Below are 15,342 nucleotides of genomic sequence, written 5' to 3'. Positions count from 1 at the left end.
ACCGGCCGGGTGGGGCCGCACCCGGCCCGACCCGGACCCGGCCCCCGGCCAGGGCGGCGCCGGGGCGACCGGCGCGGGCGGCCCTGCGGGCGGGCGGATGCGCCGGGCCGCCGCGACGGTGACGGGCGGCCGGCCCGGCTCCGGCGGCCCGGACGCGGCAGCGGGGCGGCGCCAGGACGGACCCGGGCCCGGGAACGGCGCTCCCCTCGGACGGTTCCTCGCCAAGGCCGCCGCCGTCACCGCCGGACTGACCGCGGCCGGAGCCGTGTTGGGACTCGTACGGGACCAGACCATCGCCCACCTCTTCGGAGCCGGGCACGACAGCGACGCCTTCCTGATCGCCTGGACCGTGCCCGAGATGGCCTCGACCCTCCTCATCGAGGACGCCATGGCCCTGCTGATGGTGCCCGCCTTCAGCCACGCCCTCGCCCGCCGGGCCGCCAGCCGGGCCGGGCTCACCCGCATGGAGGCCCGCGCCGCCGACCCCGTACGGCTCCTCGTCGGGGCGACCCTGCCCCGGCTCGTCGTGTTCCTCGCCGCCGTGGCCTCCGTGCTCGTCGTGGCCGCGCCGCTCGTCGTCGCCGTCCTCGCACCCGGTCTGCCCGACCCCGGACTCGCCGTCCAGTGCACCCGGATGACCGCCCTCACCGTCGTCACCTTCGGCATCGCCGGGTACTTCAGCGCCGCCCTGCGCGCCCACCGCTCGTTCCTGCCGCCAGCCGCGATCTACGTCTCGTACAACGTCGGGATCATCGGCACCATGATCGCCCTCCACGCCCTGTGGGGGGTGCGGGCCGCCGCCGCCGGGGTCGCCGCCGGCGGAGCGCTGATGGTCCTCGTCCAGCTCCCCGCCTTCATCCGCAACGTGGGCTTCGCCCCCAGCCGCGCCAAGGGCGCCCCGCGCAGCCAGCGCGCCCGCGACCGGCCCACCCTCATCGCCTTCGGCGTCATCGCCCCCGTGATCTTCTTCGCGGTGTTCCGGCAGTCCCAGGTACTCGTCGAACGCTTCCTCGCCGCCTCCCTGCCGCCCGGCGCCATCTCACACCTCAACTACGCGCAGAAGGTCGCGCAGATGCCGATGGTGCTGTCCCTGATGATCTGCACCGTCACCTTCCCCGTGGTCGCCCAGGCCATGGCCGGCGGGGAACGCGAAAAGGCCCGCCGCAGGGTCGAACAGGACCTCGCCCTGGCCTCCCTCGCCGTCCTCATGGGCACCGCCCTCGTCATCGGCTACGCCCCGCAGATCATCCACGTCCTCTTCGAACGCGGGGCCTTCACCCATCAGGACACCCTCGCCACCGCCTCCGCCATGCGGGTCTACGGCATCGGCCTGCTCGGCCACTGCCTCGTCGGTGCCCTGTCCCGGCCCTTCTTCTCCACCACCCGGCCCATCTGGTTCCCCGCGCTCGCGATGGGCGCCGGACTCCTCGTCAACATCGTCGCCGGAGCCCTCGCCGTCCGCTGGTGGGGCACCCACGGCATCGCCGCCGCCAACGCCGCCGGCATCTCCACCACCGCCGCCCTGCTCCTCACCGGCCTCGGCTCCCGCATCATCGCCATCCAGGTCCGCCGGGTCGCCGTCAGCATCGGCCGCCTCACCGTCGCGGCCGCCGCCGCCTGCGGCACCGGCTGGCTCGCCGGCCCGATGATCGCCGACCCGCTGCTCAGCGCCGCACTCGGCTGCCTGCTCGTCCCCGCCATGTTCGGAGCCACCGGAATGGCCATACGGGCGCTGGAGATCACCGCCCTGCCCGGCCAGCTCGCCCAGCTCGGCTCCCACACCGCCGCCCGGATCACCCGGCTCACCCAGAGGTTCCGCAATGTCCGCTGACACCGACACGGCCGCCGCCGTGACGGACCCCGCCCGCCGGGGCACATCCCCGTGGGTCCTGATGTACCACTCGGTCGCCGAGTTCACCGACCCCGCCGAGGACCCGTACGGGATCACCGTCACCCCGGCCGCCCTGGAGACCCAGCTGATGTGGCTGCGCGCCCGGAAGCTGCGCGGCGTCGGCGTCGGCGAGCTGCTGCGCGCCCGCGCCGCCGGACGCGGCCGCGGGCTCGTCGGGCTCACCTTCGACGACGGCTACACCGACTTCCTGACCCGCGCCCTGCCCCTGCTGCGCCGCTACGACTGCACGGCCACCCTGTTCGTGCTGCCGGGACGGCTCGGCGTCGACAACGTGTGGGACCCGCTCGGCCCCCGCAAGCCGCTGCTCACCGCCGAGCAGATCCGCGAAGCCGCCGCCGCGGGGCAGGAGATCGGCTCGCACGGCCTGCTCCACCAGGACCTCACCGCCGCCCCCGACGACGTCCTCCAGCAGGAGCTGCGCGGCAGCCGCGACCTGCTGCGCGAACTCACCGGCACGCTGCCCGAGGGGTTCTGCTACCCATACGGGCACCTCGACGCCCGCGTCGTCGTAGCCACCCGCGCGGCCGGCTACGACTACGCCTGCGCGATCTCCCCCGGCCGGCTCGAGGGCCGCCACGCCCTGCCGCGCACCCACGTCAGCCAGGCCGACGGACCCGCGCGGCTGCGCGTCAAGCAGCTGCGGCACCAGGCGCGGGAGCTGCGCAGGAGGGTGCTGCCGTGAAGGACGTCAAGGCCCTCCACATCATCACCGGGCTCGGCGTCGGCGGCGCCGAGCAGCAACTGCGCCTGCTGCTGCGGCACATGCCGATGCCCTGCGACGTCCTGACGCTGACCAACCCCGGAGCCGTCGCCGAGGGGCTGCGGGCCGACGGCGTCCGGGTCGTGCACCTGGGCATGCGCGGCAACCGCGACCTGGGCGCACTGCCCAGGCTGGTGCGGTTCGTCCGCCGCGGCCGCTACGACCTGGTCCACACCCACCTGTACCGGGCCTGCGTGTACGGGCGCCTCGCGGCCCGGCTCGCCGGGGTCCGCGCCACGGTGGCCACCGAACACTCGCTCGGCGAGGGCGAGATCGAGGGCCGGCCGCTGACCGGCGGGGTGCGGGCCCTGTACCTGGCGAGCGAGCGGCTCGGCGCGGCCACCGTCGCCGTGTCCGACACCGTCGCCGCCCGGCTGGAGGGGTGGGGGGTGCCCGCCGCCCGGGTGCACGTGGTCCCGAACGGGATCGAGGCCGCCCGCTTCCGCTTCGACGAGCGCGTACGCCGCGCCGCCCGAACCCGGACCGGGCTGCCGGAACGCGCCTTCGTGGTGGGCGGGGTCGGGCGGCTGGTCCCGGGCAAACGGTTCGACGTACTCGTCAGGGCCGTCGCGGCACTTCCCGGCGCGCACCTGCTGCTGGCCGGGGACGGCCCCGAGCGGGCCGCGCTGCGACTGCTCGCCGCCGAACTGGGCGCCCAGAGCCGGATCCACCTGCTCGGCGAGCGGGACCCGCTCGGCGACAGCCCCGACGGGCGCACCCCCGGGATCCCCGCCCTGCTGGCCGCCATGGACGTCTTCGTCTCCCCGTCGCGGGAGGAGGCGTTCGGGCTCGCCGTCGTCGAGGCGCTGGCCGCCGGGCTGCCCGTGCTGCACGTGACCTGCCCCGCCATCGACGACCTCCCCGCCGCGCAGGCCCCGGGGGCCCGGCGGATCGGTCCCGGCACGGAGGAACTGGCCGCCGCCCTGCGCGGGCACATGGAGGCGGGCGCGCGCCGGCTCCCACCGCCCCCGGTGGTGCGCCGGTACGACATCACGCGCACCGCCCGCCGGCTGCTGGACGTGTACGACCTCGCGCTGGCCGCGCCGGGGCGGGACGCCGGGCGCGGGCGGGACGGCGGGCGCGGGCGGGACGGCGGGCCGGTGCCGGGCGCCGGGCCGGTCCTGGACGCCGGGCCGGTGCCGGATGCCGGGCCGGTCCTGGACGCCGGGCCGGTGCCGGGCGCCGCGCCCGCGCCGGTGCCGGACGGCGATGACGGCCTCCGGGCCGCCGGTCCCGCCGTGGCCGTGCCCGGCCCCGCGCCGCAGACACCCGGCGGGCCCGCCGCCGCCGCGCCGGGCAGCAACGGCTGACCCCGATCCACTCACCCCGGCCGGGGGACCGGCCGGAACCGAACGACCCCCCTCCACCCAGGAAGGCACCGCACATGGCCGACACCGCCGACCAGAAGAAGTCCGCCCACCGCTCCGGGAAGAAGCGCCGGCTCCCGCTGCCGCCGCCCGCCTGGTGGCCACTGCCCGCCTGCGCCCTGTTCGGTCTGGCCGCGGGCGGCGCGTACGGGGTGCTCAAGGCCCCCGAGTACGCCGCCACCAGCTACGTCGTGGCCGTCCCCAACGAGACCACCGAGCCCGCCACCGCCCTCGGCTTCGCCCAGGCCTACGGCCGGATCGCGACCAGCACCTCCACCCTCGCCTACGCGCAGCCCCGAGCCGGCATCGCCGCCCGGCAGCTGCGCACCCAGGTCCGCGCCGAGACCTCCCCCGACTCGCCGATGATCGCCATCACCGGCACCTCCACGAGCCCCTCCGAGGCCGCCGACATCGCCAACGCCGTCGCCGACGCCCTCTCGCTGAGCAGCAACCAGGCCGCGAAGAACACCGGGGTGCAGCTGCTGCTGTTCAACCAGGCCGTCGCCCCCAGCGACCCCGCCTCCCCGTCCGCCCCCGTCAGCGGCGCCGTCGGACTGTGCGCGGGCGGTCTCCTCGGCGGGCTGTGGCTGCTGGCGCGTCCGGCCCGCCGCAAGGAGCGCGAGGGAAGCCCGGTGGTGGAGGAGTACCCCTCGCTGCCCGCCCAGGGCGAGCACTCCGAGGCCAAGGAGAAGGAGCCCGTGCGATGACGGGGGGCTCCGCCGGGGCGCTGACGGTGACGCTGTGCCGGGACTCCCGGCAGTTCGCCGCGCTGGAGGAGCCCTGGAACCGGCTCGTCCGGAACTGCCCCACCGCCACCCCGTTCCAGAGCCATGCCTGGCTGCACTCCTGGTGGCTGTCGTACGGGAAGGACGGCCGGCTCCGGGTCCTGCTCGTCCGGCGCGGCGAGGAACTGGTCGGCGCGGCCGCGCTGATGCTCGTACACCGGCCGCTGCCGCGGCTGGTCCCGCTCGGCGGCCCGATCACCGACTACTTCGACGTGCTCGTCTCCGCCGAGTACGCCGACCAGGTCGTGCCCGCCCTGGCCAACGGACTGCACCGGGCCGCCCGCGCGGCCGTCGTCGACCTGCGCGAGGTACGCCCCGGGGCCGCCGCCGAGGCCGTGTACGCGGCGTGGCCCGGGGTGAGCGGCAAGGTTCCCGACTCCACCTGCACGGAGCTGCCCGCGCTGCCCTTCGACCAGCTCGTCAAGCGGATGCCGGCCTCCGGGGCGCAGCGGGTACGGGCCAAGCTGCGCAAGACCGACGCCGCCGGGGTCGAGGAGCACGAGGTCACCGAGCAGGAGGTGCCGCAGGCCGTACGCACCCTGCTGCGGCTCCACGAGAAGCAGTGGCGGGGACGCGGGGTGACCCCCGAGCACCTGCGGCCCCGTTTCGCCGAGCACCTGACCCGGGCCACCCGGCGGATGGTGCGGGCGGGGGAGGGCAGGCTCACCGAGTTCCGGCTGGACGGCAAGGTGGTGGCGGCCAACGTCACGCTGCTGTCGGCCGCGCTGAGCGGCGGCTACCTGTACGGCGCCGATCCGGACCTGCGCGAGCGCAAGGTGGACGTCGCGACGCTGCTGCTGCGCCACGAGACGGGCCGGGCCCTGGCGGAGGGCCGGCCGGTGGTGAGCTTCCTGCGCGGCAACGAACCGTACAAGAACCACTGGCGGCCCGAGACGGTGGTCAACCAGCGCCTGCTGCTGGCCACGCACGCGCTCGCGCCCCTGCTGCGGCTGCACGAGTCGCAGATCACGGGGCGCGAGCGGGCGGTGGACGCGCTGCGCGAGGCGCTGCCGGCCGCCCGGGACTGGCGGGCGCGGCTGAACGAACTGCGGGTGCGATGACCCGTCTAGAAGGGCCAGAAGCCGGAGTCCTCGCCCCAGTCGAAGCGGAAGCAGAACGACTGGTTGCCGACGAGGGAGTTCAGCCAGTCGCCGAAGGTGAGCGGGAGGCACCACTCCCTGCTGTCGTTGGGCTGGGGCTTCGGCTCGGGCTTCGGCTCGGGCTTGGGGACGTCCGGCTTGGGGACGTCCGGCTTGGGGACGTCCGGCTTGGGGACGTCCGGCTTGGGCGCGGGCGGCCGGGTGGGCTGGGGGCTCGGCGTCGGGTCCGGCGGCACGGGCACCGAGACCCCCGGGGACGGCTCCGGGTCGGTCGACGGGACCGTGACGTCGGGCTTGGGGACGTCGGGCTTGGGGACGTCGGGCTTGGGGACGTCCGGTGTGGGGACCTGCGGGGTCGGGACCTGCGGGCTCGGCACGACCGGTGTGGGGACGACCGGGGTGGGGACCGCCGGTGTGGGGACGACCGGTGTGGGGACGACCGGTGTGGGGACCGCCGGGGTGGGGACCGTGGGCGTCGGCTCGGACGGCTTGTGCTCGCCCATCGCCTCACGGAAGACCTTCGCCGACCGCGGGTTGTCCTTGCACCGCCAGACGCCGTGCGGACAGTAGTCGGTGATGGTGTGGTAGAGCGGTTTGTGCTGGTCGATCCACTTCAGCATCTGCCGGATGTACTCCGCGTTGTCGCCGTTGCGGAACAGCCCCCACTCCGGGTACGAGATCTGCTTCCCGTGTGCTTTCGCGAAGTCGACGTGCTGCTGGAGCCCGTACGGCTGGCGGACGTGCTCCTCGAAGGTCCGTCCCGGACCCTGGTCGTACGAATCCATGCCGATGACGTCGACCACGTCGTCGCCCGGGTAGCACTTGGTCCAGCCGATCGCGTCCGTCCCCCGGTTGGGGGCGAAATCGAACTTGAACTCCTGTCCGGGGACGGAGCGCATCGCGTTGACGACGCGCCTCCAGTACGCCTTCCAGTTCTGCGGGTCCGGCGCGCAGCGGTGGGTGTACGTGGTGCCGTTCATCTCCCAGCCGAGCACGATCACCGTGTCCTGCGCGCCCAGGGACACCAGCCGTTCGGCGAGCTTGCGGAAGTGCCGGTCGTACTGGCCCTCCGCGCCGGCCCGGATCAGCTGGGCCACCTGCCAGTCGGGCACCCGGTCCTCGTTGCGGGCTTGCATGGGCACGTTGAGGACGAACATCCGGTCGTCGTCGCCCCGGCGCCACTCGGCCCAGTCCGCGAGGAAGTCGACGTCGCCCTCGATGCCGGACCACTGGTCGCCGGGGAGGTAGGTGTGCCCGACCCGGATCTCCCTGCCGCCCAGCCAGTGCGACAGGTAGGGGATCCGGGCGACCCCGGGCGGGCCGTAGCCGAGGTAGGCGCCCATGGCGGAGCCGGATCCCCTGGGAGGGTCGTCGTCGGGGGCCGCGAGGGCGGCGCCGGTGGCGAGCAGCCCGGCCGTGACCGTACCGACGCAGGTGCTCACCAGGCGGTGGGGTGGTCTGGGCATGGCGTCTCCCGAGCTTTCGCGAACCGGTGTGCTTGTAAAAGACGTTAGGCATCACATCTGACGAATGCCCTGTCCGGTGGCCACTGGGTAGGCCATTCGCAGCTGCGCATCCACTCCGCTTGGTCCGACTAGGTGAAAGACACCGTTCCCATGTACGCGTTCGACGGTCATGTGCCCGCTGTTCTGCTCAGACTCGATCGGAATCCGTTCCACCACGGAACCCTCGGCGCCGTCAGATCCCTCGGACGCAAGGGCGTGGAGGTCCATGCCGTCGTCGAGGAAGGGGGAGGTCCCGTGGGGCGTTCGCGCTATCTGCGCGCCGTGCACGCCGGTCCTGCCGGCGGACTGGACCCGGAGGAGCCCGAGGCGCTGCTGGAGTGCCTGGTCGGCGTGTCGGAGCGGATCGGGCAGCCGGCGGTGCTCGTGGCCATGGACGACATCAGCGCGATCGCCGTGTCCCGGCTCGCCCCGATGCTGACGGACCGTTTCCGGATTCCCCATCAGCCCGACGGTCTGCCGGCCCGGGTGGCGGACAAGGCGGAGCTGTCGCGGCTGTGCGCCCGCTGGGACGTCCCCCACCCGGAGACCGTGGTTCCGGCGAGCGGTGACGAGGCGGCGCGGGCCGCCTGGCGGCTCGGGCTGCCGGTGGTGGCGAAGTGGAGCCGGCCGTGGCTGCTGCCCGCCGACGCCGGGCTGCGGAGCACCACGCTTCTCAACACGGCCGTCGACGCGGGCCGGTTGTTCGAACGCTCTGCCGAGGCCGGGAGCCGGCTGCTGCTCCAGCGGTTCCTGCCCGGGGGCCCGGACACCGACTGGTTCTTCCACGGAGCCTTCGCCCGGGGCGGACGGCCGCTGCTCGCCGGGTCGGGCCGCAAGGAATTGTCCTGGCCGGTGCGGACCGGGCTGACGGCGGTGGGGCGCTGGCTGCCGGACCCGGCGGTGGAGGAGTCCGCCCTGCGGCTCGCCGAACGGCTCGGCTACCACGGGATCCTGGACCTCGACTTCCGCCGCGACGAGTGTGGCACCTTCCGGCTGGTGGACTTCAACCCGCGCCCGGGCGCGCAGTTCAGGCTGTTCGCCGACGACTCGGGCCTGGACGTGGTCCAGGCCATGTACCTCGACCTGACGGGCCAGCGGGTGCCGGAGGCGACGGGCGGGCCCGGACGGGTCTTCGTCGCGGAGAACTACGCCCTGCTGGCCGCCGTACGGGGCCGCTCGCTGCCCCGCCGCACCCCCGCCCCCGGTTCGGGGACGGCCGGTGCGGGGGCGGCCGCCGCGCGGCCCGGTCCGGTGCGGGTGCTGCCGCGGGGGGAGCGGGGACGGGTGGAGGCGGCCTGGTTCGCCGCCGACGACCCGTGGCCGTTCCTGGCGATGCTCGCCGCCTTCCTGGGACGCGGCTTCGGCAAGGGGGCCGGCGCCCTGCGCAGGGTGCCCGCGCAGGGGCGGCGTACGGCACGCGCGGCGCGGACGCCACGTCAGCGCGGCGGCGAACGGACGGAGCTGCGGCCCCAGCCCCCCGAACCGGCCGGCGACCAGGTCCCGCCGGGCGCCTCGGCGGAGCCGGACGAGCTGGTGACGCGGTGAGACGGGCGGCGCGGGCGCGGTGACCCGGGCGGCGCGGGCGCGGTGCGGGGTGAGCGGGTGACCCGGTGCGCCTGACTGATTGCCTGCCGGGGGATGGCAGCCCGGTGGCCCGGTGGCCCGGTGGCCCGGTGGACGGCGGTCGGTGACGCCGTGACATGTGACGCGGTGTGGTGGTCCGGCGATCCGACGGTCCGCCGATCCGATGGTCCAGTGATGTGGTGAGCCGGCGGCGTCGTGACCGCGGCCGGGTGAGTTTTCGGGTGACTCGTTGACGATCTGGTGGGAGGAGTGGCCGTGAGGCGGACGGACGATCTCGTGGTGGTTGGCGCCGGCCCGTACGGGCTGTCGATCGCCGCGCACGCGGCGGCGGCCGGGCTCGGGGTACGGGTGCTGGGCCGGCCCATGGCGTCCTGGCGCGACCACATGCCCGAGGGCATGTACCTGAAATCGGAGCCCTGGTCCTCCAACCTCTCCGCGCCCGGCGGCCGCTACACCCTGGCCGAGTACTGCGCCACCCGCGGCCTGGCCGCCGAGCACGGCAGCCCTTTGCCGATCGGCACCTTCACCGCGTACGGGCTCTGGTTCGCCCGGCACGCGGGCCTGCCGGAGGTGGAGGAGGCCACCGTCACCGAGGTCACCCCGCAGGGCGACGGCTTCCTCGTCCGCACCGCCGACGGGCCGCCGCTGCTCACCCGTACGGTGGCCCTGGCCGTCGGGGTGATGCCCTTCACGCGCTACCCCGCGGCGCTGGCCGAGCTCCCCCCGGGCCACTACTCGCACAGCAGCGACCACCACGACCTGTCCCGCTTCGCCGGGCGCGAGGTGGCCGTCCTGGGAGCCGGGCAGGCCGCGCTGGAGACGGCCGCGCTGCTCGCCGAGGCGGGGGCCCGGCCGTGCGTGGTGGCCCGGCGCTCCCAGATCAACTGGAACACCGTCCCGCAGCCGCTGGAGCGGCCGCCGCTGCGGGCCCTGCGCGCCCCGCACAGCGGCCTCGGCACCGGATGGCACAGCTGGGTGTGGTCGGAGCTGCCCTGGGCGGTACGGCGGCTGCCCGCGCCGACGCGCGCGCGGATCGCCACCACGGCGCTGGGGCCCGCCGGAGCGTGGTGGCTGCGGGACCGCTTCGAGCGGGTGGTGCCCACGCTGATGGGACACCGGCTGAGCCGGGCCGTGGCGGTGGGCGGCCGTACCCGGCTCGGGCTGACCACGACGGCCGGGGAGTCCGTCGTTCTGGACACCTCCCACGTCATCGCGGCGACCGGGTTCGCCCCGCGGCTGGACCGGCTGGAACTGCTCGACGCGCGCCTGCGGGCCGCGCTGGCCACCGTGGAAGACAGCGGCACCCCGGAGGTGAGCGCGGGCTTCGAGTCCTCCTGGCCGGGGCTGTTCTTCGCGGGGCTGCTGACGGCTCCCTCATTCGGACCTTCCATGCGATTCGTGCACGGTGCGGGGTTCACGGCGGGGAGACTGGTGAAGGGAGTCCGCAAGCGCCTCGGCGCGCGGGGTCCGCTGCCGGGCGCGTCCGGCGCAGCCCGGCCGGTCCGGGCAGCCGCCGGGGGACCGGAGACGTATCTACGCTGAGATCCACCTGAGAGGGGTCCGCGATGGACGCGGAGCGAGCACAGGGAGGCCGTGGCTGGGTGCGCATCCCGGCAAGCCGCGGGGAGCAGCCGTCGGCCCGGGCGACCGCGGGCACACCGCCCCGGACGGCCGCCGGCACACCGTACGGATGGCGGTCCCACGGACCCTTCGGGGCCGGCGACCAGCCCTCGATCTACCTCTCCCTCGTCAAGCGCTGGCGGGAGGCCGGACGGACCCTTCCGGGGCATCCTGACGAGGAGTGGGAGCGGCTCATCTCCCAGCCGTGCTGGCCAGGCCGTTAGGTGGTGTGTCTCTCGTGGCAGCGGCGGAGCGCGACGGACCGGAGCGGAGTGCTCCAAGCCCGGTGACCGGGCCGGGGGAGCGGCTCGCGCTCAACGGCATGGGCAGCTTCGAGTGGGACCTGGACGCGGGCACCCTCACCCTGGACGAGGCAGGCCTGGCCGTCTTCGATCTGGAGGCGGCGGAGTTCGACCACACCCCCGCGGGCCTCGGCGCACGGATCCCGTCCGACGACGCGGCCCGGCTCTCGGAGACCGTGACGGGCGTGCTGGAGTCCGGCGGATCCACGTACGGCTCGTACTTCACGGTGCGCCGGCGCGACGGCCGCGACCAGTGGACCCACACCACGGGCCGGGTGCTGCGCGACGCGAACGGCCGGCCCGTGCGGATCGCGGGCATCGTCCGGGACGCCACGGCCGAGCTCGCGCACGCGACGGTGCTGCGGAAGCTGGAGAACGCCCGCACCCAGCAGGCCGCCATCGTGCAGCGCACCACCGAGGCCCTGTCGCGGGCGGTGACCGTCGACGACGTGACGGCCGCCCTGACCGGCGCGGGCGCACTCGAACGGCTCGGGGCGGACGGGCTGGCCCTGGGCCTCGTCGAGAACGGCGCCATCAAGATCATCGCGCTGAGCGGGGAAACCCTGGAGATCCTCGGCGAGCGCAAGTTCACCCGACTGGACGGATCGCTGCCGCTCTCGCAGGCCGTCCTCAGCAGGCAGGCGCGTTTCGTCACCTCGCTGACCGAACTCGCCGGCGAGTTCCCGCTGCTCGCCGACTACCTGAACCGCATCCGCTACGACGCGGCCGCCTACCTGCCCCTGATCGCCCAGGCCAAGGCCATCGGCGGACTCGTGCTCTTCTACCGCCGGCGCACCGAGTTCAGCCCGGAGGAACGCAACCTGTGCCTGGGCCTGGCCGGCATCGTCGCCCAGTCCCTCCAGCGGGCGCTCCTTTTCGACCAGGAACGCGAATTCGCCACCGGCCTCCAGGCCGCCATGCTGCCCCGACGCATCCCCGAGATCACCGGCGGCGAGATCGCCGTCCGCTACCACTCCGCGTGGAGCGGACGCGAGGTCGGCGGCGACTGGTACGACGTCATCGCCCTGCCCCGCGACCGCGTCGGCATCGTCGTCGGCGACGTGCAGGGCCACGACACGCACGCCGCCGCCATCATGGGACAGCTGCGCATCGCGCTGCGCGCCTACGCGGGCGAGGGCCACCCCCCGTCCACCGTGCTCGTGCGGGCCTCCCGCTTCCTCGCCGAACTGGACACCGAACGCTTCGCCACCTGCATGTACGCACAGGTCGACCTGGAGACCGGAGGCGTACGGGCCGTCCGAGCGGGCCACATCGGCCCGCTGATCCGGCACACGGACGGGCGTACCGGCTGGCCCAACGTACGGGGCGGACTGCCGCTCGGACTGGCCTCCGTCTTCGAGCAGGAGGACTTCCCCGAGACCCGCCTCGACCTGGTGCCCGGCGAGACGCTCGTGCTGTGCACCGACGGGCTCGTGGAGGAACCGGGCACCCCCATCACCGCCGGCATGGACGCCCTCGCCCACGCCGTCCGCTCCGGCCCCCAGGGCGCCGGAGCCCTCGCCGACCACCTCTCCGACCGGCTCTGGGAACGCTGGGGCTCCGGGGACGACGTGGCCCTGCTGGTACTGCGCCGCGCCCCGGACCCCGGCACCCACCGGGCGCCGCGCATCCACCAGTACGTCCACCAGGCCGACCCCGAGGGGCTGTCCGAGGCCCGCTACGCCCTGCGGCAGGCCCTGCGCGACTGGGGGATGCCCGAACTCGCCGACGACGTCGAGCTGGCGGCGGGGGAGCTGCTGGTCAACGCCCTCCTGCACACCGACGGCGGGGCGGTGCTGACCATGGAGGTGCTGCCCGAGCCCGTGCGGCGGATCCGGCTGTGGGTCAAGGACCGCTCCAGCGTGTGGCCGCGCAGGCGCACCCCGGGCGAGGCGGCCACCACCGGGCGCGGGCTGCTGCTGGTGGACGCGCTGGCCACGCACTGGGGGGTGGAGTCCCGGGGCGACGGGAAGGCCGTCTGGTGCGAGTTCGACGCCGGGGGCACCCCGCGCGGCACGGGGTGACCGGCAGGTCACACCGGGTTGCGGGGTGCCGGGGGCGGGGTGATGATGCGGCCATGGAACGGATGCTGGATCTTCGGGACCTGCCGGTTTTCCGGGGCTTCCCCCCGCCCGAGGGAGTACGGTGCGCCGCCTGACCAGGGGCGCGGTCACCGGCGCCGTGGCGGCGCTGGCGGTCCTGCTGCTGGCGGCCGGGGGCCGGACGGCCGTCGACTGGGCGGCCGGGCGGGCGCATACGGACCCCGAATGCAGGACGGTCGCGTTCATGTCGATGACGGGCGCCGTGCCCGAGTGCCGGTAGCGGCGGCTACCGGACCACCTGCGGCGCCGGCCCCGCTCCCCGCCTGCCCCTACCTGCTCCCTACCGGTCTCCGATGACCTCGATGACTTGGATGTCCTTGCTGTCCTGCGCGACCGTGTCGATGGCGCGCGGCATCAGGCCCGAGAAGTGGATCTCCTGGAGTTCCGCGACGGCCGTGGCACGGCCCGGGTGGATGCCGCCCGTCAGGGGGCTGCCGGCCACCCACGCGTGTTCGGCACCGTCGCAGACGACCTCGCCCGCGCCGATGCTCAGGCGGGATCCGTCCTGGATGACGGTCGCCTTGATCTGCATCGCCCCCGAGGGTGAAGCGACCTCGCAGCGGTAGGTCCCGGAAAGGGTGACGGAACCGTCCCCGGCGATATGGGCTTCCGGCCGTACGGAAATCGCCTGGTCGAAAACGGTGGCGTGGGCGGCGGTCGTGAACAGGGCCGTCGCGGCCAGGGCGGAGAAGGCCCCGAGGGTCATTCGGCTGGCGGGGGTACGCATTTTTCCTCCAGGTGGGTGCGGGTGGCGGGATTCCACCGGAAGGCATTGTGCTGGCAATGGGCGGGCGACTCGCTCCGCGCGCTCGTGTCGGTGTGTGCAATTCCCCGCTCGGGCGCGTGAGACTGGCCGGGAGTATTCCCCGCCCCGAAGATCCCCGAAGGGGTTCCCGTATGCGTCAGCCCGTCTCCGCCCTCGCCGCCGCCACCCTGCTGCCCCTCCTGTTGTTCACCGCCACCGCCTGCCAGAGCGCCCCCGAGGGGGCCGCGCCGGCCCAGGTCGCGGCACCCGCCGTCCCGGTCGACGACGGGGTGCCCGGCGCCGACGAGGACCCCGCCGGCCAGGACCGGGCGGGGGCGCTGCCCGACGCCGCGAAGGACGCCCATGTGGGCGACTCCGTACGGGTGCAGGGCCACGAGGTGGGCCGCCACCTCCAGGTGGTGCTGGCCGCGTTCGTGGACCCGGCGGTCAGCGTCGAGCCGAACTACCAGCCGCCCGCGGGCAAGCGCTGGGTTGCCGCCTCGATGTCGTTCGTCAACGTCGGCGGGGCCTCGTACGGGGCGCTCGGGCGCATGTGGGCGTACGACAGCGCGGGCAAGCGCCACCCCGTGGTGCGCACCGGAGAACTGACGACCGGCAAACCGCTCGTCTTCGATTCCCTCGCGGTCGGTGAGCGGGCCGAAGGGTGGGTCGTGTTCGAAATTCCGGAAAACCAGAAGATCGTGCGGCTCCAGTACCGGGACGCGAACATGCAGGCGAATTCCGGAGGGGGTTTCTGGTCGGTGTAGCCCGCCCGGGTGAAAGGCCGTGAAGGGGCCGGGCGCCGGAGCATTAGGGTGCGCGCATGACTTCTACGCAAGCCGAAATCGACCGCACCCAGCTCGGCACCCTTTCCGTGCTCGCCTGGATCGGCGACCCCGCCGAGGGCCACGACATCCCGTACCTGCTCGCCTACACGCTCGGCGACGGGCCGGGGGGCCGGGAGGCAGGCGAGGCGGCCGCCCGCGGTCTGCTGGAGGAGATGGGGCTGCCCATCGGCGACGTGGTCATGGACGGGACCGCGAACCCGCAGAAGTTCGACGTGAAGGTCCTCCTGGCGGACAACCAGATCGCGCTGACCATGCCCGGGCTGAACGCCACCTGCACCGCTCCGGACGAGTGGGTCGCGGGGGCGAAGGAGAGCGGACAGGCGTACTTCCTGTTCGCCACGCGCGCCTGGCCCGAGGCCGTCCCCGGCAAGCCGGTGAGCGCGGAGCTCCTCCAGGCCTTCGCCGGCGACGAGGAGGTGCTGACCAGCAGCGCCCACTGCGTGGTCACGGTGCAGAGCCTGCAGCGGTAACAGCGGTAGCGGCGGTAGCACGGGGGCGCCGGTCGCAGCGGCAGCTCTCGCGCCGGCCCCTGTCCGCGGCAGCCGCCGCCGCGCCTGCGGCGGCCGCCGTGACCGCGGCCGCCGGGCTCCCAGCCTGCCCGGCGGGCGCGCCCCCCCCCCCCCCCCCCCGGCCCCGGGGGCCCCCGCCGGGGGGGGGGCGGCCCGGGGCGGGGGGGCGGGGGGGCGCCACCCCCCCCCCCCCGCCGCCCGGG

The 15,342-nt window shown here is 74.7% G+C and carries 13 protein-coding genes; 11 read left to right on the top strand and 2 right to left on the bottom strand.

Annotated elements, in window-relative coordinates; genetic code table 11:
- Window positions 1-97: 97 nt before the first annotated feature.
- The 5 genes from murJ to ACFY7H_RS18935 all read left to right on the top strand — a co-directional run bounded on the left by murJ (window position 98) and on the right by ACFY7H_RS18935 (window position 5,885).
- The gene (gene murJ / locus ACFY7H_RS18955; RefSeq protein ID WP_388939571.1) at window positions 98-1,831 is read left to right on the top strand and encodes a murein biosynthesis integral membrane protein MurJ; all 1,734 of its coding nucleotides are present in this window, start codon (window positions 98-100) and stop codon (window positions 1,829-1,831) included.
- On the top strand, window positions 1,821-2,594 hold the full coding sequence (locus ACFY7H_RS18950) for a polysaccharide deacetylase family protein (protein WP_388939346.1): 774 nt from the start codon (window positions 1,821-1,823) through the stop codon (window positions 2,592-2,594). Before murJ ends, ACFY7H_RS18950 begins: the two co-directional genes overlap by 11 nt.
- Window positions 2,591-3,982, top strand: a complete 1,392-nt coding sequence (locus tag ACFY7H_RS18945) for a glycosyltransferase (RefSeq protein WP_388939344.1) — start codon at window positions 2,591-2,593, stop codon at window positions 3,980-3,982. The genes ACFY7H_RS18950 and ACFY7H_RS18945 overlap by 4 nt, the downstream gene beginning before the upstream one ends.
- 74 nt (window positions 3,983-4,056) lie before the next feature.
- Entirely contained in the window at window positions 4,057-4,746 is a 690-nt protein-coding gene (locus tag ACFY7H_RS18940; RefSeq protein ID WP_388939343.1) for a lipopolysaccharide biosynthesis protein, read from the top strand.
- Window positions 4,743-5,885 (top strand): GNAT family N-acetyltransferase, encoded by a 1,143-nt coding sequence (locus tag ACFY7H_RS18935; RefSeq protein WP_388939342.1) that lies wholly within the window; start codon window positions 4,743-4,745, stop codon window positions 5,883-5,885. The genes ACFY7H_RS18940 and ACFY7H_RS18935 overlap by 4 nt, the downstream gene beginning before the upstream one ends.
- A gap of 5 nt (window positions 5,886-5,890) precedes the next feature.
- Here the strand turns inward: ACFY7H_RS18935 and ACFY7H_RS18930 are convergent, their stop codons facing one another.
- The gene (locus tag ACFY7H_RS18930) at window positions 5,891-7,390 is read right to left on the bottom strand and encodes a glycosyl hydrolase (protein WP_388939341.1); all 1,500 of its coding nucleotides are present in this window, start codon (window positions 7,388-7,390) and stop codon (window positions 5,891-5,893) included.
- A 150-nt stretch (window positions 7,391-7,540) separates the two neighbouring features.
- On the opposite strand from ACFY7H_RS18930, the gene ACFY7H_RS18925 reads away from it, so the two are divergent.
- The 4 genes from ACFY7H_RS18925 (at window position 7,541) to ACFY7H_RS18910 (ending at window position 13,257) form a co-directional block, all read left to right on the top strand.
- Window positions 7,541-8,974, top strand: coding sequence for an ATP-grasp domain-containing protein (locus ACFY7H_RS18925; protein WP_388939339.1), 1,434 nt, complete (start codon window positions 7,541-7,543; stop codon window positions 8,972-8,974).
- A gap of 294 nt (window positions 8,975-9,268) precedes the next feature.
- Window positions 9,269-10,555, top strand: coding sequence for an NAD(P)-binding domain-containing protein (locus ACFY7H_RS18920; RefSeq protein ID WP_388939337.1), 1,287 nt, complete (start codon window positions 9,269-9,271; stop codon window positions 10,553-10,555).
- 400 nt (window positions 10,556-10,955) lie between these two features.
- The gene (locus tag ACFY7H_RS18915) at window positions 10,956-12,959 is read left to right on the top strand and encodes a SpoIIE family protein phosphatase (protein WP_388939569.1); all 2,004 of its coding nucleotides are present in this window, start codon (window positions 10,956-10,958) and stop codon (window positions 12,957-12,959) included.
- Between the two features lie 121 nt (window positions 12,960-13,080).
- Window positions 13,081-13,257: a hypothetical protein gene (locus ACFY7H_RS18910; protein ID WP_388939335.1), complete on the top strand. Its 177-nt coding sequence runs from the start codon at window positions 13,081-13,083 to the stop codon at window positions 13,255-13,257.
- 60 nt (window positions 13,258-13,317) lie between these two features.
- Here the strand turns inward: ACFY7H_RS18910 and ACFY7H_RS18905 are convergent, their stop codons facing one another.
- Window positions 13,318-13,764, bottom strand: a complete 447-nt coding sequence (locus tag ACFY7H_RS18905) for a DUF6299 family protein (RefSeq protein WP_388939334.1) — start codon at window positions 13,762-13,764, stop codon at window positions 13,318-13,320.
- A gap of 170 nt (window positions 13,765-13,934) precedes the next feature.
- On the opposite strand from ACFY7H_RS18905, the gene ACFY7H_RS18900 reads away from it, so the two are divergent.
- The gene (locus tag ACFY7H_RS18900; protein ID WP_388939332.1) at window positions 13,935-14,549 is read left to right on the top strand and encodes a DUF4352 domain-containing protein; all 615 of its coding nucleotides are present in this window, start codon (window positions 13,935-13,937) and stop codon (window positions 14,547-14,549) included.
- Between the two features lie 56 nt (window positions 14,550-14,605).
- The gene (locus tag ACFY7H_RS18895; protein ID WP_388939330.1) at window positions 14,606-15,100 is read left to right on the top strand and encodes a DUF5949 family protein; all 495 of its coding nucleotides are present in this window, start codon (window positions 14,606-14,608) and stop codon (window positions 15,098-15,100) included.
- Window positions 15,101-15,342 lie beyond the last annotated feature (242 nt).

It is taken from the genome of Streptomyces sp. NPDC012794 (assembly GCF_042901085.1).
In the GTDB taxonomy this organism is placed as follows: domain Bacteria; phylum Actinomycetota; class Actinomycetes; order Streptomycetales; family Streptomycetaceae; genus Streptomyces.
Note: the sequence above shows the minus strand (reverse complement) of the source record. Positions and strands in the feature narration are given on the sequence as shown.

Coding starts and splice junctions, on each gene's coding strand:
- murJ (WP_388939571.1), top strand. CDS start 98: ATGCGCCGGGCCGCCGCGACGGTGACGGGCGGCCGGCCCGGCTCCGGC.
- ACFY7H_RS18950 (WP_388939346.1), top strand. CDS start 1,821: ATGTCCGCTGACACCGACACGGCCGCCGCCGTGACGGACCCCGCCCGC.
- ACFY7H_RS18940 (WP_388939343.1), top strand. CDS start 4,057: ATGGCCGACACCGCCGACCAGAAGAAGTCCGCCCACCGCTCCGGGAAG.
- ACFY7H_RS18935 (WP_388939342.1), top strand. CDS start 4,743: ATGACGGGGGGCTCCGCCGGGGCGCTGACGGTGACGCTGTGCCGGGAC.
- ACFY7H_RS18930 (WP_388939341.1), bottom strand. CDS start 7,390: ATGCCCAGACCACCCCACCGCCTGGTGAGCACCTGCGTCGGTACGGTC.
- ACFY7H_RS18925 (WP_388939339.1), top strand. CDS start 7,541: ATGTACGCGTTCGACGGTCATGTGCCCGCTGTTCTGCTCAGACTCGAT.
- ACFY7H_RS18915 (WP_388939569.1), top strand. CDS start 10,956: ATGGGCAGCTTCGAGTGGGACCTGGACGCGGGCACCCTCACCCTGGAC.
- ACFY7H_RS18905 (WP_388939334.1), bottom strand. CDS start 13,764: ATGCGTACCCCCGCCAGCCGAATGACCCTCGGGGCCTTCTCCGCCCTG.
- ACFY7H_RS18900 (WP_388939332.1), top strand. CDS start 13,935: ATGCGTCAGCCCGTCTCCGCCCTCGCCGCCGCCACCCTGCTGCCCCTC.
- ACFY7H_RS18895 (WP_388939330.1), top strand. CDS start 14,606: ATGACTTCTACGCAAGCCGAAATCGACCGCACCCAGCTCGGCACCCTT.